Annotated in this window: 19 protein-coding genes; 12 read left to right on the plus strand and 7 right to left on the minus strand. The window is 61.8% G+C overall.

Going from position 1 to position 14952, the window contains the following annotated elements; translation table 11 throughout:
* Positions 1-4: 4 nt before the first annotated feature.
* The 7 genes from J6524_RS30145 (at position 5) to J6524_RS30175 (ending at position 5222) form a co-directional block, all read left to right on the plus strand.
* Entirely contained in the window at positions 5-334 is a 330-nt protein-coding gene (locus J6524_RS30145; protein ID WP_225677459.1) for an XdhC family protein, read from the plus strand.
* Entirely contained in the window at positions 331-1047 is a 717-nt protein-coding gene (locus tag J6524_RS30150; RefSeq protein ID WP_225677460.1) for an XdhC family protein, read from the plus strand. Before J6524_RS30145 ends, J6524_RS30150 begins: the two co-directional genes overlap by 4 nt.
* Positions 1044-2648: an NTP transferase domain-containing protein gene (locus J6524_RS30155; protein ID WP_225677461.1), complete on the plus strand. Its 1605-nt coding sequence runs from the start codon at positions 1044-1046 to the stop codon at positions 2646-2648. Before J6524_RS30150 ends, J6524_RS30155 begins: the two co-directional genes overlap by 4 nt.
* A gap of 235 nt (positions 2649-2883) precedes the next feature.
* Entirely contained in the window at positions 2884-3273 is a 390-nt protein-coding gene (locus J6524_RS30160) for a DUF4189 domain-containing protein (RefSeq protein WP_225677505.1), read from the plus strand.
* Positions 3274-3448: 175 nt separating this feature from the next.
* Positions 3449-3859: a DUF2000 family protein gene (locus tag J6524_RS30165; RefSeq protein WP_225677462.1), complete on the plus strand. Its 411-nt coding sequence runs from the start codon at positions 3449-3451 to the stop codon at positions 3857-3859.
* A 270-nt stretch (positions 3860-4129) separates the two neighbouring features.
* Complete coding sequence (locus tag J6524_RS30170) at positions 4130-4996, plus strand: SMP-30/gluconolactonase/LRE family protein (protein ID WP_225677464.1); 867 nt, start codon at positions 4130-4132, stop codon at positions 4994-4996.
* A 34-nt stretch (positions 4997-5030) separates the two neighbouring features.
* On the plus strand, positions 5031-5222 hold the full coding sequence (locus J6524_RS30175) for a hypothetical protein (RefSeq protein ID WP_225677466.1): 192 nt from the start codon (positions 5031-5033) through the stop codon (positions 5220-5222).
* Positions 5223-5448: 226 nt separating this feature from the next.
* Here the strand turns inward: J6524_RS30175 and J6524_RS30180 are convergent, their stop codons facing one another.
* Positions 5449-6489, minus strand: coding sequence for an MBL fold metallo-hydrolase (locus J6524_RS30180; protein WP_225677468.1), 1041 nt, complete (start codon positions 6487-6489; stop codon positions 5449-5451).
* A 410-nt stretch (positions 6490-6899) separates the two neighbouring features.
* Here J6524_RS30180 and J6524_RS30185 point away from each other — a divergent pair, with 410 nt between their 5' ends.
* Positions 6900-7988, plus strand: a complete 1089-nt coding sequence (locus J6524_RS30185) for a TRAP transporter substrate-binding protein (RefSeq protein WP_225677470.1) — start codon at positions 6900-6902, stop codon at positions 7986-7988.
* A gap of 202 nt (positions 7989-8190) precedes the next feature.
* Here J6524_RS30185 and J6524_RS30190 read toward each other — a convergent pair whose 3' ends face one another.
* Complete coding sequence (locus J6524_RS30190) at positions 8191-8502, minus strand: hypothetical protein (protein WP_225677473.1); 312 nt, start codon at positions 8500-8502, stop codon at positions 8191-8193.
* 309 nt (positions 8503-8811) lie between these two features.
* On the opposite strand from J6524_RS30190, the gene J6524_RS30195 reads away from it, so the two are divergent.
* The 4 genes from J6524_RS30195 to J6524_RS37485 all read left to right on the plus strand — a co-directional run bounded on the left by J6524_RS30195 (position 8812) and on the right by J6524_RS37485 (position 11021).
* Positions 8812-10107, plus strand: a complete 1296-nt coding sequence (locus J6524_RS30195) for a sulfite oxidase (RefSeq protein ID WP_225677476.1) — start codon at positions 8812-8814, stop codon at positions 10105-10107.
* Positions 10104-10454, plus strand: coding sequence for a hypothetical protein (locus J6524_RS30200; protein WP_225677478.1), 351 nt, complete (start codon positions 10104-10106; stop codon positions 10452-10454). The genes J6524_RS30195 and J6524_RS30200 overlap by 4 nt, the downstream gene beginning before the upstream one ends.
* Positions 10455-10689: 235 nt before the next feature.
* Entirely contained in the window at positions 10690-10902 is a 213-nt protein-coding gene (locus J6524_RS30205) for a hypothetical protein (RefSeq protein ID WP_225677480.1), read from the plus strand.
* Positions 10899-11021, plus strand: a complete 123-nt coding sequence (locus tag J6524_RS37485) for a hypothetical protein (RefSeq protein WP_283843363.1) — start codon at positions 10899-10901, stop codon at positions 11019-11021. Before J6524_RS30205 ends, J6524_RS37485 begins: the two co-directional genes overlap by 4 nt.
* Before the next feature lie 107 nt (positions 11022-11128).
* Here J6524_RS37485 and J6524_RS30210 read toward each other — a convergent pair whose 3' ends face one another.
* From J6524_RS30210 to J6524_RS30230, 5 genes are all read right to left on the minus strand, one after another.
* On the minus strand, positions 11129-11416 hold the full coding sequence (locus J6524_RS30210) for a YciI family protein (protein ID WP_225677482.1): 288 nt from the start codon (positions 11414-11416) through the stop codon (positions 11129-11131).
* On the minus strand, positions 11413-11799 hold the full coding sequence (locus tag J6524_RS30215) for a TfoX/Sxy family protein (RefSeq protein WP_225677484.1): 387 nt from the start codon (positions 11797-11799) through the stop codon (positions 11413-11415). The genes J6524_RS30210 and J6524_RS30215 overlap by 4 nt, the downstream gene beginning before the upstream one ends.
* A 12-nt stretch (positions 11800-11811) precedes the next feature.
* Positions 11812-12492 (minus strand): winged helix-turn-helix transcriptional regulator, encoded by a 681-nt coding sequence (locus J6524_RS30220; protein WP_225677486.1) that lies wholly within the window; start codon positions 12490-12492, stop codon positions 11812-11814.
* Between the two features lie 24 nt (positions 12493-12516).
* Complete coding sequence (locus J6524_RS30225) at positions 12517-12951, minus strand: hypothetical protein (protein WP_225677488.1); 435 nt, start codon at positions 12949-12951, stop codon at positions 12517-12519.
* A 192-nt stretch (positions 12952-13143) separates the two neighbouring features.
* A complete protein-coding gene (locus tag J6524_RS30230; RefSeq protein ID WP_225677489.1) occupies positions 13144-14097 on the minus strand; it encodes a cyclase family protein in 954 nt (317 codons plus the stop codon).
* Positions 14098-14952: the final 855 nt, after the last annotated feature.

A 14952-nucleotide genomic window follows, 5' to 3' on the forward strand; every position in this document is an offset into this window, starting at 1 on the left:
CCATATGCTCAACCGCGACGAAGACATTCTGCAGGCCGCCGAGAACTGGCAGAAGGCCGGCCATGGCGTGGCGCTCGCGACCGTGGTCGAAACTTGGGGCTCGGCGCCGCGGCCGGCCGGCTCCAGCCTCGTGATCAATGATGACGGGACGTTCTTGGGCTCCGTCTCCGGTGGCTGCGTCGAGGGCGCTGTCGTCACCGAGGCGCTCGACGTGATCGCCAGCGGCAAGCCCAAAATGCTCGAATTTGGCGTTGCCGACGAGACCGCCTGGAATGTCGGGCTATCCTGCGGCGGCACCATCTGCGTCTTCGTCGAGAAGGTGGGCCAATCGTGAAGTTGGAAACACTCAAGCAAGTCAATGCCGAGCGCGCCGCGCGCCGGCCGGTCATCGTGGTCACTGACGTTGCCAATGGCGATCAGCGGCTGGTGAAGGCCAGGGATATCGCTACCGATCCGCTCGGCGCCGAACTTTCAAGACAGCTCCGCATGGGCAAGAGCGCCATGATCGAGAGCGGCGGCAAGAAACTCTTTCTGAATGTCTACGCGCCGACGGCACGGCTCGTCATCGTCGGCGCGGTCCATATCAGCCAGGCGCTGGCGCCGCTGGCGCGCTCGCTCGATTACGACGTGACGGTCGTGGATCCGCGCACGGCCTTTGCCAGCCCCGAGCGCTTTCCGGACGTGCCGCTGATCGCCGAATGGCCCGACGTGGCGCTGCCGCCGCTCAACATCGATCACTACACCGCCTTCGTTGCCTTGACGCATGATCCCAAGATCGACGATCCAGCGTTGCTGCACGCCTTCGAACGCGACTGCTTCTATATCGGTGCGCTCGGCTCGCGAAAGACCCACGCCAAGCGCGCGGAGCGGCTGAAGGCGCAGGGCGCGTCGGACGCCGACATCGCGCGCATCCATGCGCCGATCGGCCTTTCCATCGGCGCAGTATCGCCGTCGGAGATCGCGGTCGCGATCATGGCCGAGATCACCGCCGAGCTGCGGCTGCCCAAGGAAGGCGAAACGCAAACCGCAAAGGTACAGGCGGCATGAAGTTCGGTCCCGCCAGTCCGGCCGACGCGATTGGCGGCGTCACCGTGCACACGCTGCGGCAGGGACCGCTGGTGCTCAAGAAGGGCACCACGATTGGCCCTGCCGAGGTCGATGCGCTCAACAAGGCCGGCGTCAAAGAAATCGTCGTGGTGCGATTGGAGGAGGGCGACGTCTCCGAAGACGAAGCTGCCGCCAGCATTGCCCAGGCCGTGGCCGGCGAGGGCGTCACCGTCGAGCGCGCCTTCACCGGCCGTGCCAATCTGTTCGCGGCGCAGGCCGGCGTTCTGGTCGTGGACCGCGCCGCGGTCGATCGCATCAACGGCGTCGATGAAGCCATCACCTTTGCGACGCTATCAGCCTTCAAGCCGGTGGTCGAAGGCGAGATGATTGCGACCGTCAAGCTGATCCCGTTCGGCGTCGAGGGCAGGCTGCGCGACGCCGCCGTCGCGGTCGCGGGCAAGGACACGCTGCGGATCGCGCCTTACGTGATCAAGCGCGTCGGCGTGGTCTCGACGCTGTTGCCGGGACTTGCGGCGAAAGTCATCGACAAGACGTTGCGCGTCACCGCGGAGCGGCTGGCCCCGGCCGGCGCCACCATCATTGCCGAACGGCGCGTGCCGCACGATGAGGAGGCGCTAGCCGCCTCGATCAAGGAACTGCTCGGCCTCGGCGCCGAGCTCGTGATCGTGTTCGGCGCTTCCGCGATCGCCGACCGCCGCGACGTGATCCCAGCCGCGATCACCGAGATCGGTGGGCGGATCGAGCATTTCGGCATGCCGGTCGATCCCGGCAATTTGCTGCTGATCGGCAGCGCCGGCGACGTGCCGGTGCTGGGCGCGCCGGGTTGCGCGCGCTCGCCGGTGGAGAACGGCTTTGACTGGGTGTTGATGAGGCTGCTCGCCGGGCTCAAGGTCACCCGCGCCGAGCTCACCGGCATGGGCGTCGGCGGCCTGTTGATGGAAATCGTGACACGGCCGCAGCCGCGCACCAACATCGGCGCCGAGGCCAACCGCAACGTCACCGCTATCGTGCTTGCCGCCGGCCGCTCGACGCGGATGGGCGGCCCGAACAAGCTGCTCGCCGAAATCGACGGCAAGAAGCTGGTGCGGATCGTCGCCGAGCAGGCCTTGGCGTCGAAGGCGAACGAGGTGATCGTCGTCACCGGCCACCAGGCCGAACTGGTCGAACAGGCGCTGGCGGGGCTCAACGTAAAATTCGTTCGCAACCCGGATTTCGCCGGTGGCCTCGCGTCCTCGGTGAAGGCCGGCATCGCGGCGGTGCCGGACAGCGCCGACGGCGCGATTGTCTGCCTCGGCGACATGCCGCTGATCGACGCCAAGCTGATCGATCAGCTCATCGAAGCCTTCGCGCCGGATCGCGGCCACCTGATCGCGGTGCCCGTCAGCGACGGCCGCCGCGGCAATCCTGTGCTGTGGTCGCGCCGCTTCTTCAAGGAATTGATGACGCTCGAGGGCGATGTCGGCGCCCGTCACCTGATCGCCAAGCACGCCGAGGCGGTCGCCGAAGTTCCCGTCGACGGCCAGAGCGCGTTTCTAGATATCGACACCCCGCAAGCGCTGGAAGCCGCGCGAAGATCGTAACGCATTCACCGCTGTCGTCCCGGCCTTGAGCCGGGACCCATAACCACCGCTTCCGATTGTTGCGCGAGCTGGGGCCACCAGCTTGCTCTAGCCACTTGATCCTGTGGTTATGGGTCCCGGCGTTCGCCGGGACGACAGCTTGGAAGATATGGCTTGGCCTCTCAATCCTTCATTCACCAACTGGAAACTCCCCCGATTTAGATTCTGCCGCGTTACCTCTGGGGAGGGGCTTTTGATCGTTTCGAACGTCGCGGCAAAGCGCCGCGCGCTCTTTATCCTTGCGCTGGCGCTGATACTGGGCTTCTCGAGTTTCATCAGCAAGACATGGGCGGCCGGCGCATTCGCGGTCGGCAAGTGCGGTGCCTACGGTCAGGCCTATGACTATCCGGCTGAAGCCGACGCGCGTGCTGCCGCGCTGAAGCAATGCAAGGGCGCCTGCACCGCCGTCACCATGAAGCGCGCCTGCGCCGCCTTCGCCATCGATATGACCAATCCCTGTGGCGCGCACGGCTATGCCGTAAAGCCCAGGATTTCGAGCTCGCTCAACGCCGCGACCAAGAAGTGCTACGAATTTGGCGGCAAGGAATGCGTGATCCGCGCCTGGGCCTGCGACGCGAAGGGGTGATAGGTTGACCCTCATCCTGAGGAGCGCGCTTTGCGCGCGTCTCGAAGGATGAAGGCCCAGCTCGGGCCTCATGGTTCTCCCGGCGATGCGGAGCATCGTCCGGAGACGGCGCTGCGCGCCTCCTCACCATGAGGGGCTGAGTCATTGAAACGCACAAACGCACGGTAACTCGCAAATGCAATTCGACACCAAGATCGCGGTCGTGATCCGGACCGATCTCGAAGCCTGGCAGAAGCTCAACGTCGCGTCCTTTCTCGCCGGCGGCATCGCGGCCGCTTTTCCCGAATGTATCGGCGAGCCTTACGGGGACGCATCGGGCACGAAATATCTATCGCTGATCGGCCAGCCGATCCTGATCTACGGCGCCGACCGCCCGGCGCTGTCGCGCGCGCTGGAGCGCTCGCTCGCGCGCAACGTCACGCCGGCGGTCTATACCGAGGACATGTTCAAGACTACCCATGACGCCGCCAATCGCGAGGTGGTCAGGGGCGTGATCCGCGCCGAACTCAATCTCGTGGGCATCGCGATGCGCGCCGAGCGCAAGGTGATCGACAAGATCGTCGATGGGCTGAAATTTCACAGCTAGGTGTTTCCAGCAAGCTTGAGCTGTTGGCCGGGCATTGTGGCATGGCGGCCTGGTTGAGGGGTGAACTCAAGCGGCCGCCGCGCTGGCTGCTGAGTTGACTTGGTAACTCAATCGTCGGACCGGACACGTTGGTGCGGTGCTCGCCGCGCCAAAACTCATCGCAAGACGCTGATCTGCCCGTCTAACCTGGCGCTGCAATTTAAGGGAAAAGCCGAGGAACACTTGCCGTGACAGGCATGTTCGTTCGTGGGGCAGCACGAGGAGGCTACCATGAGGACACCTCAGCTCTCCGCATTAATGTTAGCTGTTCTTACCTACAGCGCAGGCGCCGCGGAGCCTCAGAAGCTGTGGGAGGCGAGTGGCTTCAAGAACCCCGAATCGGCGGTATTCGACCGAGCTGCGGGGGCCGTCTATGTGTCGAACGTTAACGGCGATCCGATGAAAAAGGATGGCAACGGCTTCGTTTCAAAACTCGGGCCGGATGGAAAGGTTGTAACGATCGAGTGGGTCAAGGGGCTGGACAGTCCGACCGGGCTCGCGCTTGCCAGTGGCAAGCTCTACGCCGCGGATGTGGACCGGATTGCGGAAATCGACCTTGCCAAGGGCGAAGTCCTGAACCGGTTCGAGGCACCCGGATCCAAGTTCTTGAACGACCTCGCGGCTGACAAGAGTGGACGGATTTACGCTTCCGATATGGTGTCAAACAGCATTTGGGTGCTCGACGGCGGCAAGCTGTCTCTCCTGCTGCAGGATGACGCGCTAGAAAATCCGAACGGGCTTCTCGTCGAGGACGGCCGGCTTGTGGTTGCGTCATGGGGCAAGATGGCCCCGGACTTCTCAACCAAGGTGCCCGGCCGCATGAAGGCGGTCGATCTCTCGACAAAGAAAGTGTCCGATCTCGGTAGCCCGACACCAGTCGGTAATCTCGACGGCGTCGAACCTGATGGCAAGGGCGGCTATCTTGCCACCGATTGGATGAACGGCGGGCTATTCCGCATCGCGAGCAACGGCACTGCGACGCGCCTTCTTCCACTCGCCAAGGGGAGCGCCGACCTCGGGATTGGGCCGGATGGGACCGTCATCATCCCGATGATGATGGAGGGCACTGTTGTGGCTTACAGGGTCGACACACGCTGAGAAGAACAGGAAGCGTCTAGCCTGAGCCGGGCGTGTGCTGCTGCTGAGCTCAATGCCAATCGGCGTGCGCATCGGAGCCATTGGCGAATTGCACGCGGCAGCAACGCACACATTTAAGTACGCAGTTACGAGCGCGCCGCGCGAGCCGATTGTTTTTGCTGGCGACCACTTCTCGCTTGCGCGCGTCGAATGCAAGAACTTGAACTTTTCTCGCCACGCAGCATAGCTGAAATACATCAACCCGAACACAGCAGAGCCCGCCGGTTCATCCCGGCGGGCTTGATGCCGGACAACGCGGATTGCACCAAGTGGAAGGCGAGTTCGCGATAGCCGAGGGAAGACTCTCGCCGGCCTTACTAAACATCGAAGTCCGCTCTTTCGCGGCCCGGCAGCTCGACGTCGCGCTTCTATCCCCGAGGCACGGTCGCGCGAGCTGCGCTGGCTGTTCGCCTTCAGGGATGCGAAGGCCTCGTTCGTTGTTGCCGTGCCCTGAAGATGCCGAAGGGATCTTCTCGTTGGGCCAGCTTCCGATAGATGGCCAGATCATCGTCCTGGATTGCCGGTCCCTCTCCACGTCGTACGCCCTTTGCTGGGTCCAAAGTCAGCGAGGTGCCAACTCCCGCATATAGATATCGGTCACCGAAAGCCTGCTTCAATGCTGCGAATGTCGGCTCGCCGGTGCAGTGGCCCGGAGCGATGGTCTCTACCTTGAAACCGTCCTTGAGCGCTGCCACGGCCTTGGCAATGGTCTCATCCGACGCGACGACGAGGTGAAAGCCTCCGGCGATCAAGCGAATTCTGGGATTGATCGTCTTGGCGGCCTCGACAATTTTTTCGATACCCGGATGTGCGCAGCCGACCACGAGCACGACGCCATCGGCAGTATTGACGGCAAGCGACAGCTCCTTCAGCTCCTTCGTGCCGGGGGCATCCGACACAAGTGCTATCAACGTGATGCCCGGCGCGATTTCGGTTGTCTTGTCGATAGGCTCGATGTTGGCGCGCTGCCAGGCCGCGCCGAATGTCATGACTTCGGGCGGCTTGCCGTCATAGTAGCGCATCTCTTGCGGCAAGGATTCGTCCTTCCGGTAGAAGCTCGATGGCAGCGACGAGCCATAAATTCCGAATCCTTCCTTGGGCGCGTAGATTTTCACCGTCGGATTGACGCTGAGCACATGGTTCAGGCCAGCCATGTGATCGGAATGGCGGTGTGACAGAACCACGAAGTCGATGTTGGTGAGGTCAATGTTCTTCGCCTTGATGTTGGCTGCGAAGATGTCCGAGTCGTTGCCTGTGTCGAACAGGATTCGCTTGCCGGATATTTCCACGAGTGCCGAGAAGCCCCAATCCTTCTTCATCGCCGCATCCGTGCCGAAAGCATCGTAGAGGATCGTGATTTTGCTAGTGGGCTCTGCGGCCGCGATGCGCATCGCAGAAGTCATGACGGCGGCGGCGGCAAGCACCGCAAGAACGAATGTTGTGCGGAGTTTCATGGAAGTTCCTCCTATCGAGAACCCCCCTTCGCCATGCAGATGATTGCTTTCTCAGCGCCCCACGCAGTGTGGGTTCATCAGCACGTCCCGCTCCCGAGGCCATTCGGGACCCTATCAATCGGAACATCTACCGCTGAGTAGCGCATTGAGAAGCTACGCCCTGTTTTTGGAGGTGTCATTACAAAAAAAGCGGGCCACAGCCTCGTGGCCATGCAGGCGCTTTCCTGACGGGCCGCGTTCGGGTTCACGATTACGCTGACAGCAAGGGGAGGGGCGAACTCGATATCCGCCATGCCACGGCAAGGTAACGCTTCCATGCATGGCTCGAAGTTCGTTATGATCAGGGATAGATGGTCCGCGAAGGCTCTTTGCCCCGCGCCAATGGACGTGCATAAGGGAGTAAGCACATCATGAAACGCCGTACATTCCTCAAAGGCAGCGCCGTGGCCGGCGCGGCGACGCTGGTTGCGGCACCCGCGATCGCGCAAACTTCGCCCGAGATCAAGTGGCGGCTGACCTCGAGCTTTCCGAAGTCGCTCGATACGATCTTCGGCACGGCGCAGACCTTCGCGAAATACGTGGCTGACGCCACCGACAACAAGTTTCAGATCCAGACCTTTGCGGCGGGCGAGATCGTGCCAGGCCTGCAGGCGCTCGACGCCGTGAGCTCGGCAACCGTCGAGATGGCGCAGACGCCGCTTTATTTCTACATCGGCAAGGAGCCGGCGCTGGCTTACGCCACCGGCGCGCCGTTCGGCATGAACCATCGCCATCAGCACTCCTGGTGGTCGTTCGGCGGCGGCGGCGACCTCTGCAACGAGGCGCTCAAGCCGTTCAAGGCGCATGCCATCCTGTGCGGCAATTCCGGCACGCAAATGGGCGGATGGTTCCGCAAGGAGATCAAGACGGTCGAGGACCTCCAAGGTCTCAAATTCCGCATCGCCGGGATGGGCGGCCATGTGCTCGCCAAGCTCGGCATCGTGCCGCAGCAGATCGCGGGCGGCGAGGTCTACTCGGCGCTGGAGAAGGGATCGATCGACGCCGCCGAATTCGTCGGCCCCTATGACGACGAGAAGCTCGGCTTCTACAAGGTGGCGAAATACTATTACTTCCCCGGCTGGTGGGAAGGCGGCGCCATGCTGCACATGATCGTCAACGAGGAGAAGTGGAACGCGCTTCCCAAGCAATACCAGGCGATCCTCAACCAGGCAGGTTCAGCGGCGGGCGCGTGGATGATCGAGAAATACGACAGCGTCAATCCCGCCGCGCTGAAGCGGCTCGTGGCCGGCGGGGCGGAGCTGCGCGCCTTCCCGCAACCGGTCATGGAGGCCTGCTACAAGGCAACGCAGGATCACCTGAACGAGATTGCCGAGAAGAGCCCCCTGTTCAAGAAGACCAAGGAGAGCCACGACGCCTATATGAAGGAAGTGCTCTTCTACACCCAGATCGCGGAAAACTATTACGACAACTATCTGCTCAGCAAAATGCGCAAGGGCTGAAGTTCGCCCGGTCGGCGCGGCGAGGCATGGTGTCAGCCAGAGCAGGATGACTACGAATCGTCATCCTGCTCCGGCGCTTTTTTTGAGCATGATATCCGCGCAAACGCGTTCCGGCGTTGACGCGAGGGAAAACCGGTATCCAAATTTCCGCATCACGCTCCGGCGCGTGGACCGATCAATTCGGAGCGGCCGGCGATGAACCCTACATTCCAACAAATCCGCGCAGCTTTTTGACCGTTTCAGCGGCGTCCTTGGCTTCCTCGGTCGTCAGGACGATGATCTCGCCGGTACGCTCGTGCAGGACGCTGTGATGGATCGGCGCGCCTGAAAGGCCGTCCACGTTCGACTTCACCGCGATGTCGTCGATATTGGAGAGCGGGAATTCGACAGGCTTTTTGTTCCACAGCCAGATTTTCTGCTGCAGCGTTGCCTTGCCGGAATCCTTGTCGAGCGTAAGTGTCGTTGAGCCTGCTTTCAGAACGAGCTTGCGCGGAGTTTCTTCGATATTAGCCATGGCGGGTCCCTTTCGCTGGTTCCCTACATTCACATGTCAGATATCGGGGTGATGCACCGATAGACGGTGGTATCGGCGAAAATTTTCGCAAGGTTTATGTGACGTGTCGAGCGACAAATTGACGCCAACTGGCTGCTTCCGGCGTTGTCATCCAGCGACGGCTGGCTCGGACCAGCGAGCTCTGGTGCCAGCGGCACGCGGGCGGACCTTGCGGCGCGAGCGCAAAACGCAAATACTCCGCCCCGTCGGGCTTCCGAGACGAAGCCCGGCCAAGAAAGCCCGGGAGCGGGCAACAAGGGAGCGGACGTCATGATGCGGGAAACCGGGGGCAATGCGGCTGACAGCAACAAGCTCGATACCGGCCGGCGCAGATTGTTGGGCAGTTCAGGTCTGGCAACGATAGGGCTCGTCATGGGCGGCGCTCTGCCGCTGTCGCGCAGCGGCGCTGGCATTCCCCAGGCGCACGCGCAAGCGGCGCCAGCCGCCGCGCCCGCGAAGGGACCGCAATACCTGAAATATCCCGGCAAGCACGAGGGCCTTGTCGTGCTCGGCGAAAAGCCGCTGGTGGCCGAGACGCCGGAAAGCCTGCTCGACGACGACACCACGCCGATCGAAAAGTTTTACATCCGCAACAACGGGCAGATCCCCGAGGAGGCAAAGGACCCCGACGCCTGGAAGATCACCATCGACGGCGAGATCAACAACAAGATCGAGATCACGCTCGGCGAACTGAAATCGAAGTACAAGGCAGTGACGCGGCGCATGGTGCTGGAATGCGGCGGCAACGGCCGCTCGGGCTTCTCGCCGCCGGCGCGCGGCAACCAGTGGACCAATGGCGGCGCAGGCTGCGCCGAATGGACCGGCGTGCCGCTCGCCGATCTGCTCAAGAAGGCCGGATTGAAGCCGAGCGCCAAATACACCGCGCACTATTCCGCCGACCTGCATCTGTCCGGCGACGCCAGCAAGCCGAGCATCTCGCGTGGCGTGCGGCTTGAGAAGGCGATGGACCCCTACACGATGATCGTGTGGGCCATGAACGGCAAGCCGCTGCCGAACATCCATGGCGGGCCGGTGCGCCTGGTCGTGCCGGGTTGGGCCGGCTCGGCTTCGCAGAAATGGCTGACGCGCATCACCATCCGCGACCGCGAACATGACGGCCCCGGCATGACGGAATTCTCCTACCGCACGCCGATCAAGCCGATGGTGCCCGGCGGCAAGGCTGATCCGGCGAACTTCCGCATCCTGGAATCGATGCCGGTGCGCTCGATCATCACTAGTCCTGCGAACGGCGCCAAATTCGCCGCCGGCACCAAGGAGCTGAAGCTGCGCGGCGCCTCCTGGGCCGGCGATCTCACGGTGAAGGAGGTCGACGTTTCGCTCGATTTCGGCGCGAGCTGGCAGCGCGTCACGTTGGAAAAGCCGAAGAACAGGTATGACTGGCAGCGCTGGACCGGGACCGTGAAGCTGCCGACCGACGGCTATTTCGAGATCTGGGCCCGCGCCACCGATTCCAAGGGCGCGATGCAGCCGCATCAGTCAGGCTTCTGGAATCCGCAAGGCTATGGCGGCAACGCCATGCACCGCATCGCCGTGCTGGTCGGATGATGCAGCGCTTTGCGTGGTTCGCCGTGGCCTGCGCGCTCTGGATCGCGCCGGCCACGGCGCAAACTCCCTTCACGCCGCGGGACGAAAGCCCGGAGGATTTTGTCGCTGGCACAGGCCGCAACGAGGCCTTCTACGCCTGTACCGCCTGCCACGGCTTTCGCCTGGTGGCACAGCAGGGCATGACGCGCGCGCAATGGGAGGATTCGATCAGCCTGATGGTCCGCCGTCACGGCATGCCGCCGCTCGACGAGAAAGATCGCGAGACGGTTCTGAACTATCTCGAGACGGCCTATCCGCCGCGCGCGCCGGCGGGAAGGGGCGGCTGGGTCAATCCATTCGCCAAATAAGTTCACCAAGTGAGCGCGCTCGTGGTCTCGCAGCATGAATGATTCGCGCAAGCTCCGAGCGCATGCGAATTTGATGTTACAGCCATGTGATAGCGCCAGGCATTTTTGCCGGCGAAGTGCAAAATTGATGCATGATTGCGGGGTATTTGGTCTCGCAATTGGTGGCACCAATACCTATCTCTCGCATCAGGGAAGGAAATTCGCCCAGGGACAACTCCGATTAAAGGAGCCATCCATGGCGAACGTACTCACCACTGGGGCCTGGTTTTCTGCCCCGACCGGAAAACCCTCATTTTTCTCACGATTGTTGCGCGTTCATCTCGAAGCCCGGCAGCGGCAGGCTGACCGTGTCGTCGAGCAGTATCTTGCTGCCCGCGGATTCACACTGACCGACGATGCCGAGCGCGAGATCGGACGCCTGCTCGCCAACGAAAGTCGTCAACCATGATCACACTCATCATCGTCCAGCTCGCAACCAAGCTCGCCCGCTTCGGCAAGGAGGCTCATGCGACGTGGCAGGAAGCCCAGCAGCTTCGCCGCCTGCTTCCCGGGCCGACCGAGGAGTAGTGCGCGTCGCGCATGAAGCGGCGGCAATTCAAGTGATCCGCCACTCCGGGATGAACGCAATTGCGTTCACCCTGGAGGCGGCCCTGCCCAGCACCACCCCCGTTGCGTCAGCCCGATCTTACTTCGTAGACCCGAATGCTCGAGATGAACGGGTTGCCTTGCGCCATCTTCTCGGCCTCGTCGAGGCTTGCTGCGTTCACGATCGTGAAGCCGGTGATGGAGTCAGGTCCAAGCGGAAGCTCTCTCGTTCCGTCCTTCGAGATCTCGCGGCCATTGCCGAAGCCACCCATGTCGACGGTATGCGGCTTGGTGGCCTCGAACCATTTGCTCCAGGCGGCCATGATTTCCGGCGTGGGTTTTTCGAACCCGTAATGCAGCAGCACAAACTTCTTCACGCGCGCCTCCTTTTCACTAACTGCTTTCTTTTCGGGGACTTCGCTTTTGGCGGGATTGTCTCGGCGTACTGCAGGGAACGCCTGATCCAGGACGCGCGCTTGCGGGCGTCGGACAAAAGCTCCGGAGGCAGCCGCACATATTCGAGCATCGGGCGGCCGCGCATGGGCTCGAATATGCGTTCGCCAAATTCGGCGCTGAACCGGGCGCGATCCTTCTCCGACAGCCGCATGACGAAATCGTCCTGGTGTAGCCCGATGAAGAGATTTCCACCGGCGAACGCCGCCGGATAGCCGAACATTTTGCGAAGGGAGATATTTGCGCCTGAGGGGACCGATTTCTCGAACAGATCGATCAGCGACTGCGGCGATTTCGTCCAGGCCATCGTCCCCTCCTTTCAGTTGGCGGCCGCCGTTCCGCGCCGGCGTTCTGCAAGGTCGAACAGAAGAGGGAGCTTGCGCACGAGCGCTATGGATCCTGTTACCTTGGCGCGCTTCGCCTCGATCGCGTCGTGCAGCGATACGCTCGTTGCGACAATCTGGAGCACCGCATCGAAGGGGGCTTCCAGCGTTCCCTTGCAATCGGTGATGCCTCTGTGAATTGCCGTTCCGGAGCCGCTGCCTGCCACCGTGAAGTCTGCCGATTTCCTGCCATGGCTGACCACGAGGCCGACGCTGATTTCAGGCACGGGTGAGCGCTTCGCAATGGCGTCAAGGCCAAGCAGTACCCAGTCCGGTTCGAAGGCGTCGCCGGGCACCGGCGGAAACAGGAAGCGGCCGCCCCAGCGGATCAATTCACGGATTGCTGGCTGAACTTCGCGGCCGATCTCGGTCAGTTCGTAGACCTGCGCATTGGCGGGCGGCGGTAATGTGGTTCGCCGTACGACGTTGCACTCGATCAGACTGGTGAGGCGCGCTGTCAGCAGACTGGGGCTCATGCCGTCAAGATGATCCAGGAGATCGCCAAATCGTTTCGGCCCGAGAAGCAGTTCTCGGATGATCAGGAGAGTCCAGCGCTCTCCGATGATTTCCGCTGCGCGGGCAAGCGCACAGAATTGCGGATAGTGCAGATTGCTCATGCCGTCGCGATCAGCTCCTCTGATCTATCTTCGGTAGGCAAGGGCGATCAACGGTCCCACTATTGCGAATTGCAGGATCGTGAATGCGGTTTCAAGCAGCACATAATCCGGCACGGAAACCATCACGTGTTTGGCTGCGACGGCGAGCGTGGTGAACGACCATGACAAGAGGCCTGCGCCAAGACCATACAGGAGCCCGTCCTTCAGGAACGAGCCGCTGCCTTGCACGAATACGCGCGGAAACAACCAGGAGAAGATCGCACCCTGGATAATCATGGAGCCCAGTCCGAAGGCAATCACCGGTTCGTCGCGATAGATCTGGAGCGCGTTGTACTGCTGCTTGAACAGGACGAGATGCCAGATAAAGGCGATCGGAAACGTCGGAAGCACGTAGGCGGCAAAGCCAAGCCAGAAGCTGCGGACGCCTGCCGGGCGGCCAGCGTAGGATGCTGTCGGCATCGGAAGGACTCCTATACTACATTTTTTATAGTATACAGTATAAAAAATGGAGTCAACATTCTGGGGAATGGAGCACGCTCTGGCGGACCCGGATGTCAACAGCAAGCGTAGCGCGCATGAGCGAAGCGACATGCGGGGCGGCCGGCCCCGCATATCGCGTTGCTTATGCGGGCTACTTGCTAGTTGCTATGTCTATCTCACGGCGATCGGTGAGACCGTGGAGCCCGAGCCGCCCTGAATCTTCAGCGGCTGCATCACGAAGGCGAATTCTCCTACGCCTTTTTGGGCGAGCTCGTCGAGCTTGAGATTCTCCAGGAGATGGATGCCATTCACCACCAGCGTGATCTGGTGCACGGGCAGCGACAATTGCTTGTCGGGATTGGGCGCGACCTCGACCGGCCAGTTGTCGGCGCCAAGCAGCATCGGATCCTTTGCGGCAAGCCAGAGCGCGGCCTGCACGCCGATGCCGGGACAGGATTTCACGTAGCGCGGGTTGTCCTTGCCGTAGAGCTTGCCCCAGCCGGTGTGGATGATCACGGCGTCGCCCGGCTGCAGCGTCAGGTTCTGCTTCTTCAAGGCGCCTTCGAGGTCGTCCACGGTGATCTCGTAATTGTCGCCGAGCATTTCGACGCCCTTGAAGCCGGCGACGTCGATCAGGACGCCGCGCGTGAACAGCGCGCCGACATTGTGGATGCCGAACTTCTTGAAGCCGGTGCGGTCGGCGTTTTCGTCGACCTTCTGACAATTGTACCAGCTGTTGAGATGGGTCTGATGTGCAAAGCCGTCGAACTGCGTGCCGACCTGACCGAGCTCGGTGATGATGATCTCTTCGTTCGAGCCGCGCATGTTGGAGAACTGGTTCATGAACGTGCGCTTGGCGTGCATGTCGAAGCGGCGCGTTCCGAAGAACGCCATGCTGGGCCCGAGCACGTGGGCCAGCTCGATCACTTCGCCGGTCTTGATGAGCTTCGCCGCGTTCAGCACCGCCGCGGGCTTCTGGTGATTGACCGAGCCACGCTCGTCGGCCGCGCCCCATTTCGATGGACAGCGCTGGCTTTCGGACGGAACCGTCCAGCTTGGCGCTTGCGCATAAGTGGCGGTGGAAAACACAAGCGTAATCGCTGCACCCAATATGAATGCTTTCATTTTGTTACCTCCCAGGTGAGGGCGCTCTGGCTTGCGGCGCCCCTGACGCGGATAATGCGGGTGCCATCGCGGCCAATTCAAGTCCCACGACGTTTGCCGGAGAGGGCGACGCGGTCATCGGAGGTTGCAGCGATGTTGCTGATATCAAAGCGCCGGGAATGCACGTTCGCGTCATGCTCGTTGAATTCAACCGCCATCGCCAGGCCCCGTCCTCGACACGCTTTCGTTCGGCATCGGTTTGCGCGAAAAATCTAATTTCTCAAACAGATTCAATCTGATTTGGGTCGTCCAGTCGTCGCATCAAAAATAAACCGCTTCGTCCTAGACCCAAATCAGCCGTACAACTCCCCCGTCCCGTCCTGACAAGAGGGGCGTTGGCCATCGTCACGAACGTGGGGCGGGATGCGATGGACGCGGCAGCGTCGGCGCGAAGAGTGTTTGCAGGGCGGCATCCAGCCGTGAGTGAACATCGCGCGCAGGACGTACGGCGCTGAAGCGTACGGCAAAACCGTGTGGTCCTGACACCCGTGGCTGGTGCCAAGCTGCCGTCGGTGAATTCAATCCAACCGGATTGATTTGGCCATCAAGCCGGCAGTGACGGAGGCCAGAGGAATTCGGCTCCGGGGAGATCGCGGCATAAGCCGTCAAACCATTGCGCAGGGAATGCCGGAGTGCTTCGGCTGTACCTGTATGCTCGTGTGCGTTTTGCTTTGCGCATATTGCACACGAGACCGCGGGTGCAGCGTGCACCCGGCATTCCCTGCTCCCTCTCGTTGGGGAGACAAGTTTTCTTGGCAAAGCTCGGACGCAAGTCGCGTCGCGAGAACGCCGGCACACATTCACCTGTCATCGTCC

Source organism: Bradyrhizobium hereditatis (assembly GCF_020329435.1).
Taxonomy (GTDB): Bacteria; Pseudomonadota; Alphaproteobacteria; order Rhizobiales; family Xanthobacteraceae; genus Bradyrhizobium; species Bradyrhizobium hereditatis.

Excerpts from the sequence above, each read along its gene's own strand:
- J6524_RS30145 (WP_225677459.1), top strand. The coding sequence starts at position 5 with ATGCTCAACCGCGACGAAGACATTCTGCAGGCCGCCGAGAACTGGCAG.
- J6524_RS30185 (WP_225677470.1), top strand. The coding sequence starts at position 6,900 with ATGAAACGCCGTACATTCCTCAAAGGCAGCGCCGTGGCCGGCGCGGCG.
- J6524_RS30190 (WP_225677473.1), bottom strand. The coding sequence starts at position 8,502 with ATGGCTAATATCGAAGAAACTCCGCGCAAGCTCGTTCTGAAAGCAGGC.
- J6524_RS30155 (WP_225677461.1), top strand. The coding sequence starts at position 1,044 with ATGAAGTTCGGTCCCGCCAGTCCGGCCGACGCGATTGGCGGCGTCACC.
- J6524_RS30195 (WP_225677476.1), top strand. The coding sequence starts at position 8,812 with ATGATGCGGGAAACCGGGGGCAATGCGGCTGACAGCAACAAGCTCGAT.
- J6524_RS30170 (WP_225677464.1), top strand. The coding sequence starts at position 4,130 with ATGAGGACACCTCAGCTCTCCGCATTAATGTTAGCTGTTCTTACCTAC.
- J6524_RS30200 (WP_225677478.1), top strand. The coding sequence starts at position 10,104 with ATGATGCAGCGCTTTGCGTGGTTCGCCGTGGCCTGCGCGCTCTGGATC.
- J6524_RS30205 (WP_225677480.1), top strand. The coding sequence starts at position 10,690 with ATGGCGAACGTACTCACCACTGGGGCCTGGTTTTCTGCCCCGACCGGA.
- J6524_RS30225 (WP_225677488.1), bottom strand. The coding sequence starts at position 12,951 with ATGCCGACAGCATCCTACGCTGGCCGCCCGGCAGGCGTCCGCAGCTTC.
- J6524_RS30220 (WP_225677486.1), bottom strand. The coding sequence starts at position 12,492 with ATGAGCAATCTGCACTATCCGCAATTCTGTGCGCTTGCCCGCGCAGCG.
- J6524_RS30230 (WP_225677489.1), bottom strand. The coding sequence starts at position 14,097 with ATGAAAGCATTCATATTGGGTGCAGCGATTACGCTTGTGTTTTCCACC.
- J6524_RS37485 (WP_283843363.1), top strand. The coding sequence starts at position 10,899 with ATGATCACACTCATCATCGTCCAGCTCGCAACCAAGCTCGCCCGCTTC.
- J6524_RS30165 (WP_225677462.1), top strand. The coding sequence starts at position 3,449 with ATGCAATTCGACACCAAGATCGCGGTCGTGATCCGGACCGATCTCGAA.
- J6524_RS30180 (WP_225677468.1), bottom strand. The coding sequence starts at position 6,489 with ATGAAACTCCGCACAACATTCGTTCTTGCGGTGCTTGCCGCCGCCGCC.
- J6524_RS30215 (WP_225677484.1), bottom strand. The coding sequence starts at position 11,799 with ATGGCCTGGACGAAATCGCCGCAGTCGCTGATCGATCTGTTCGAGAAA.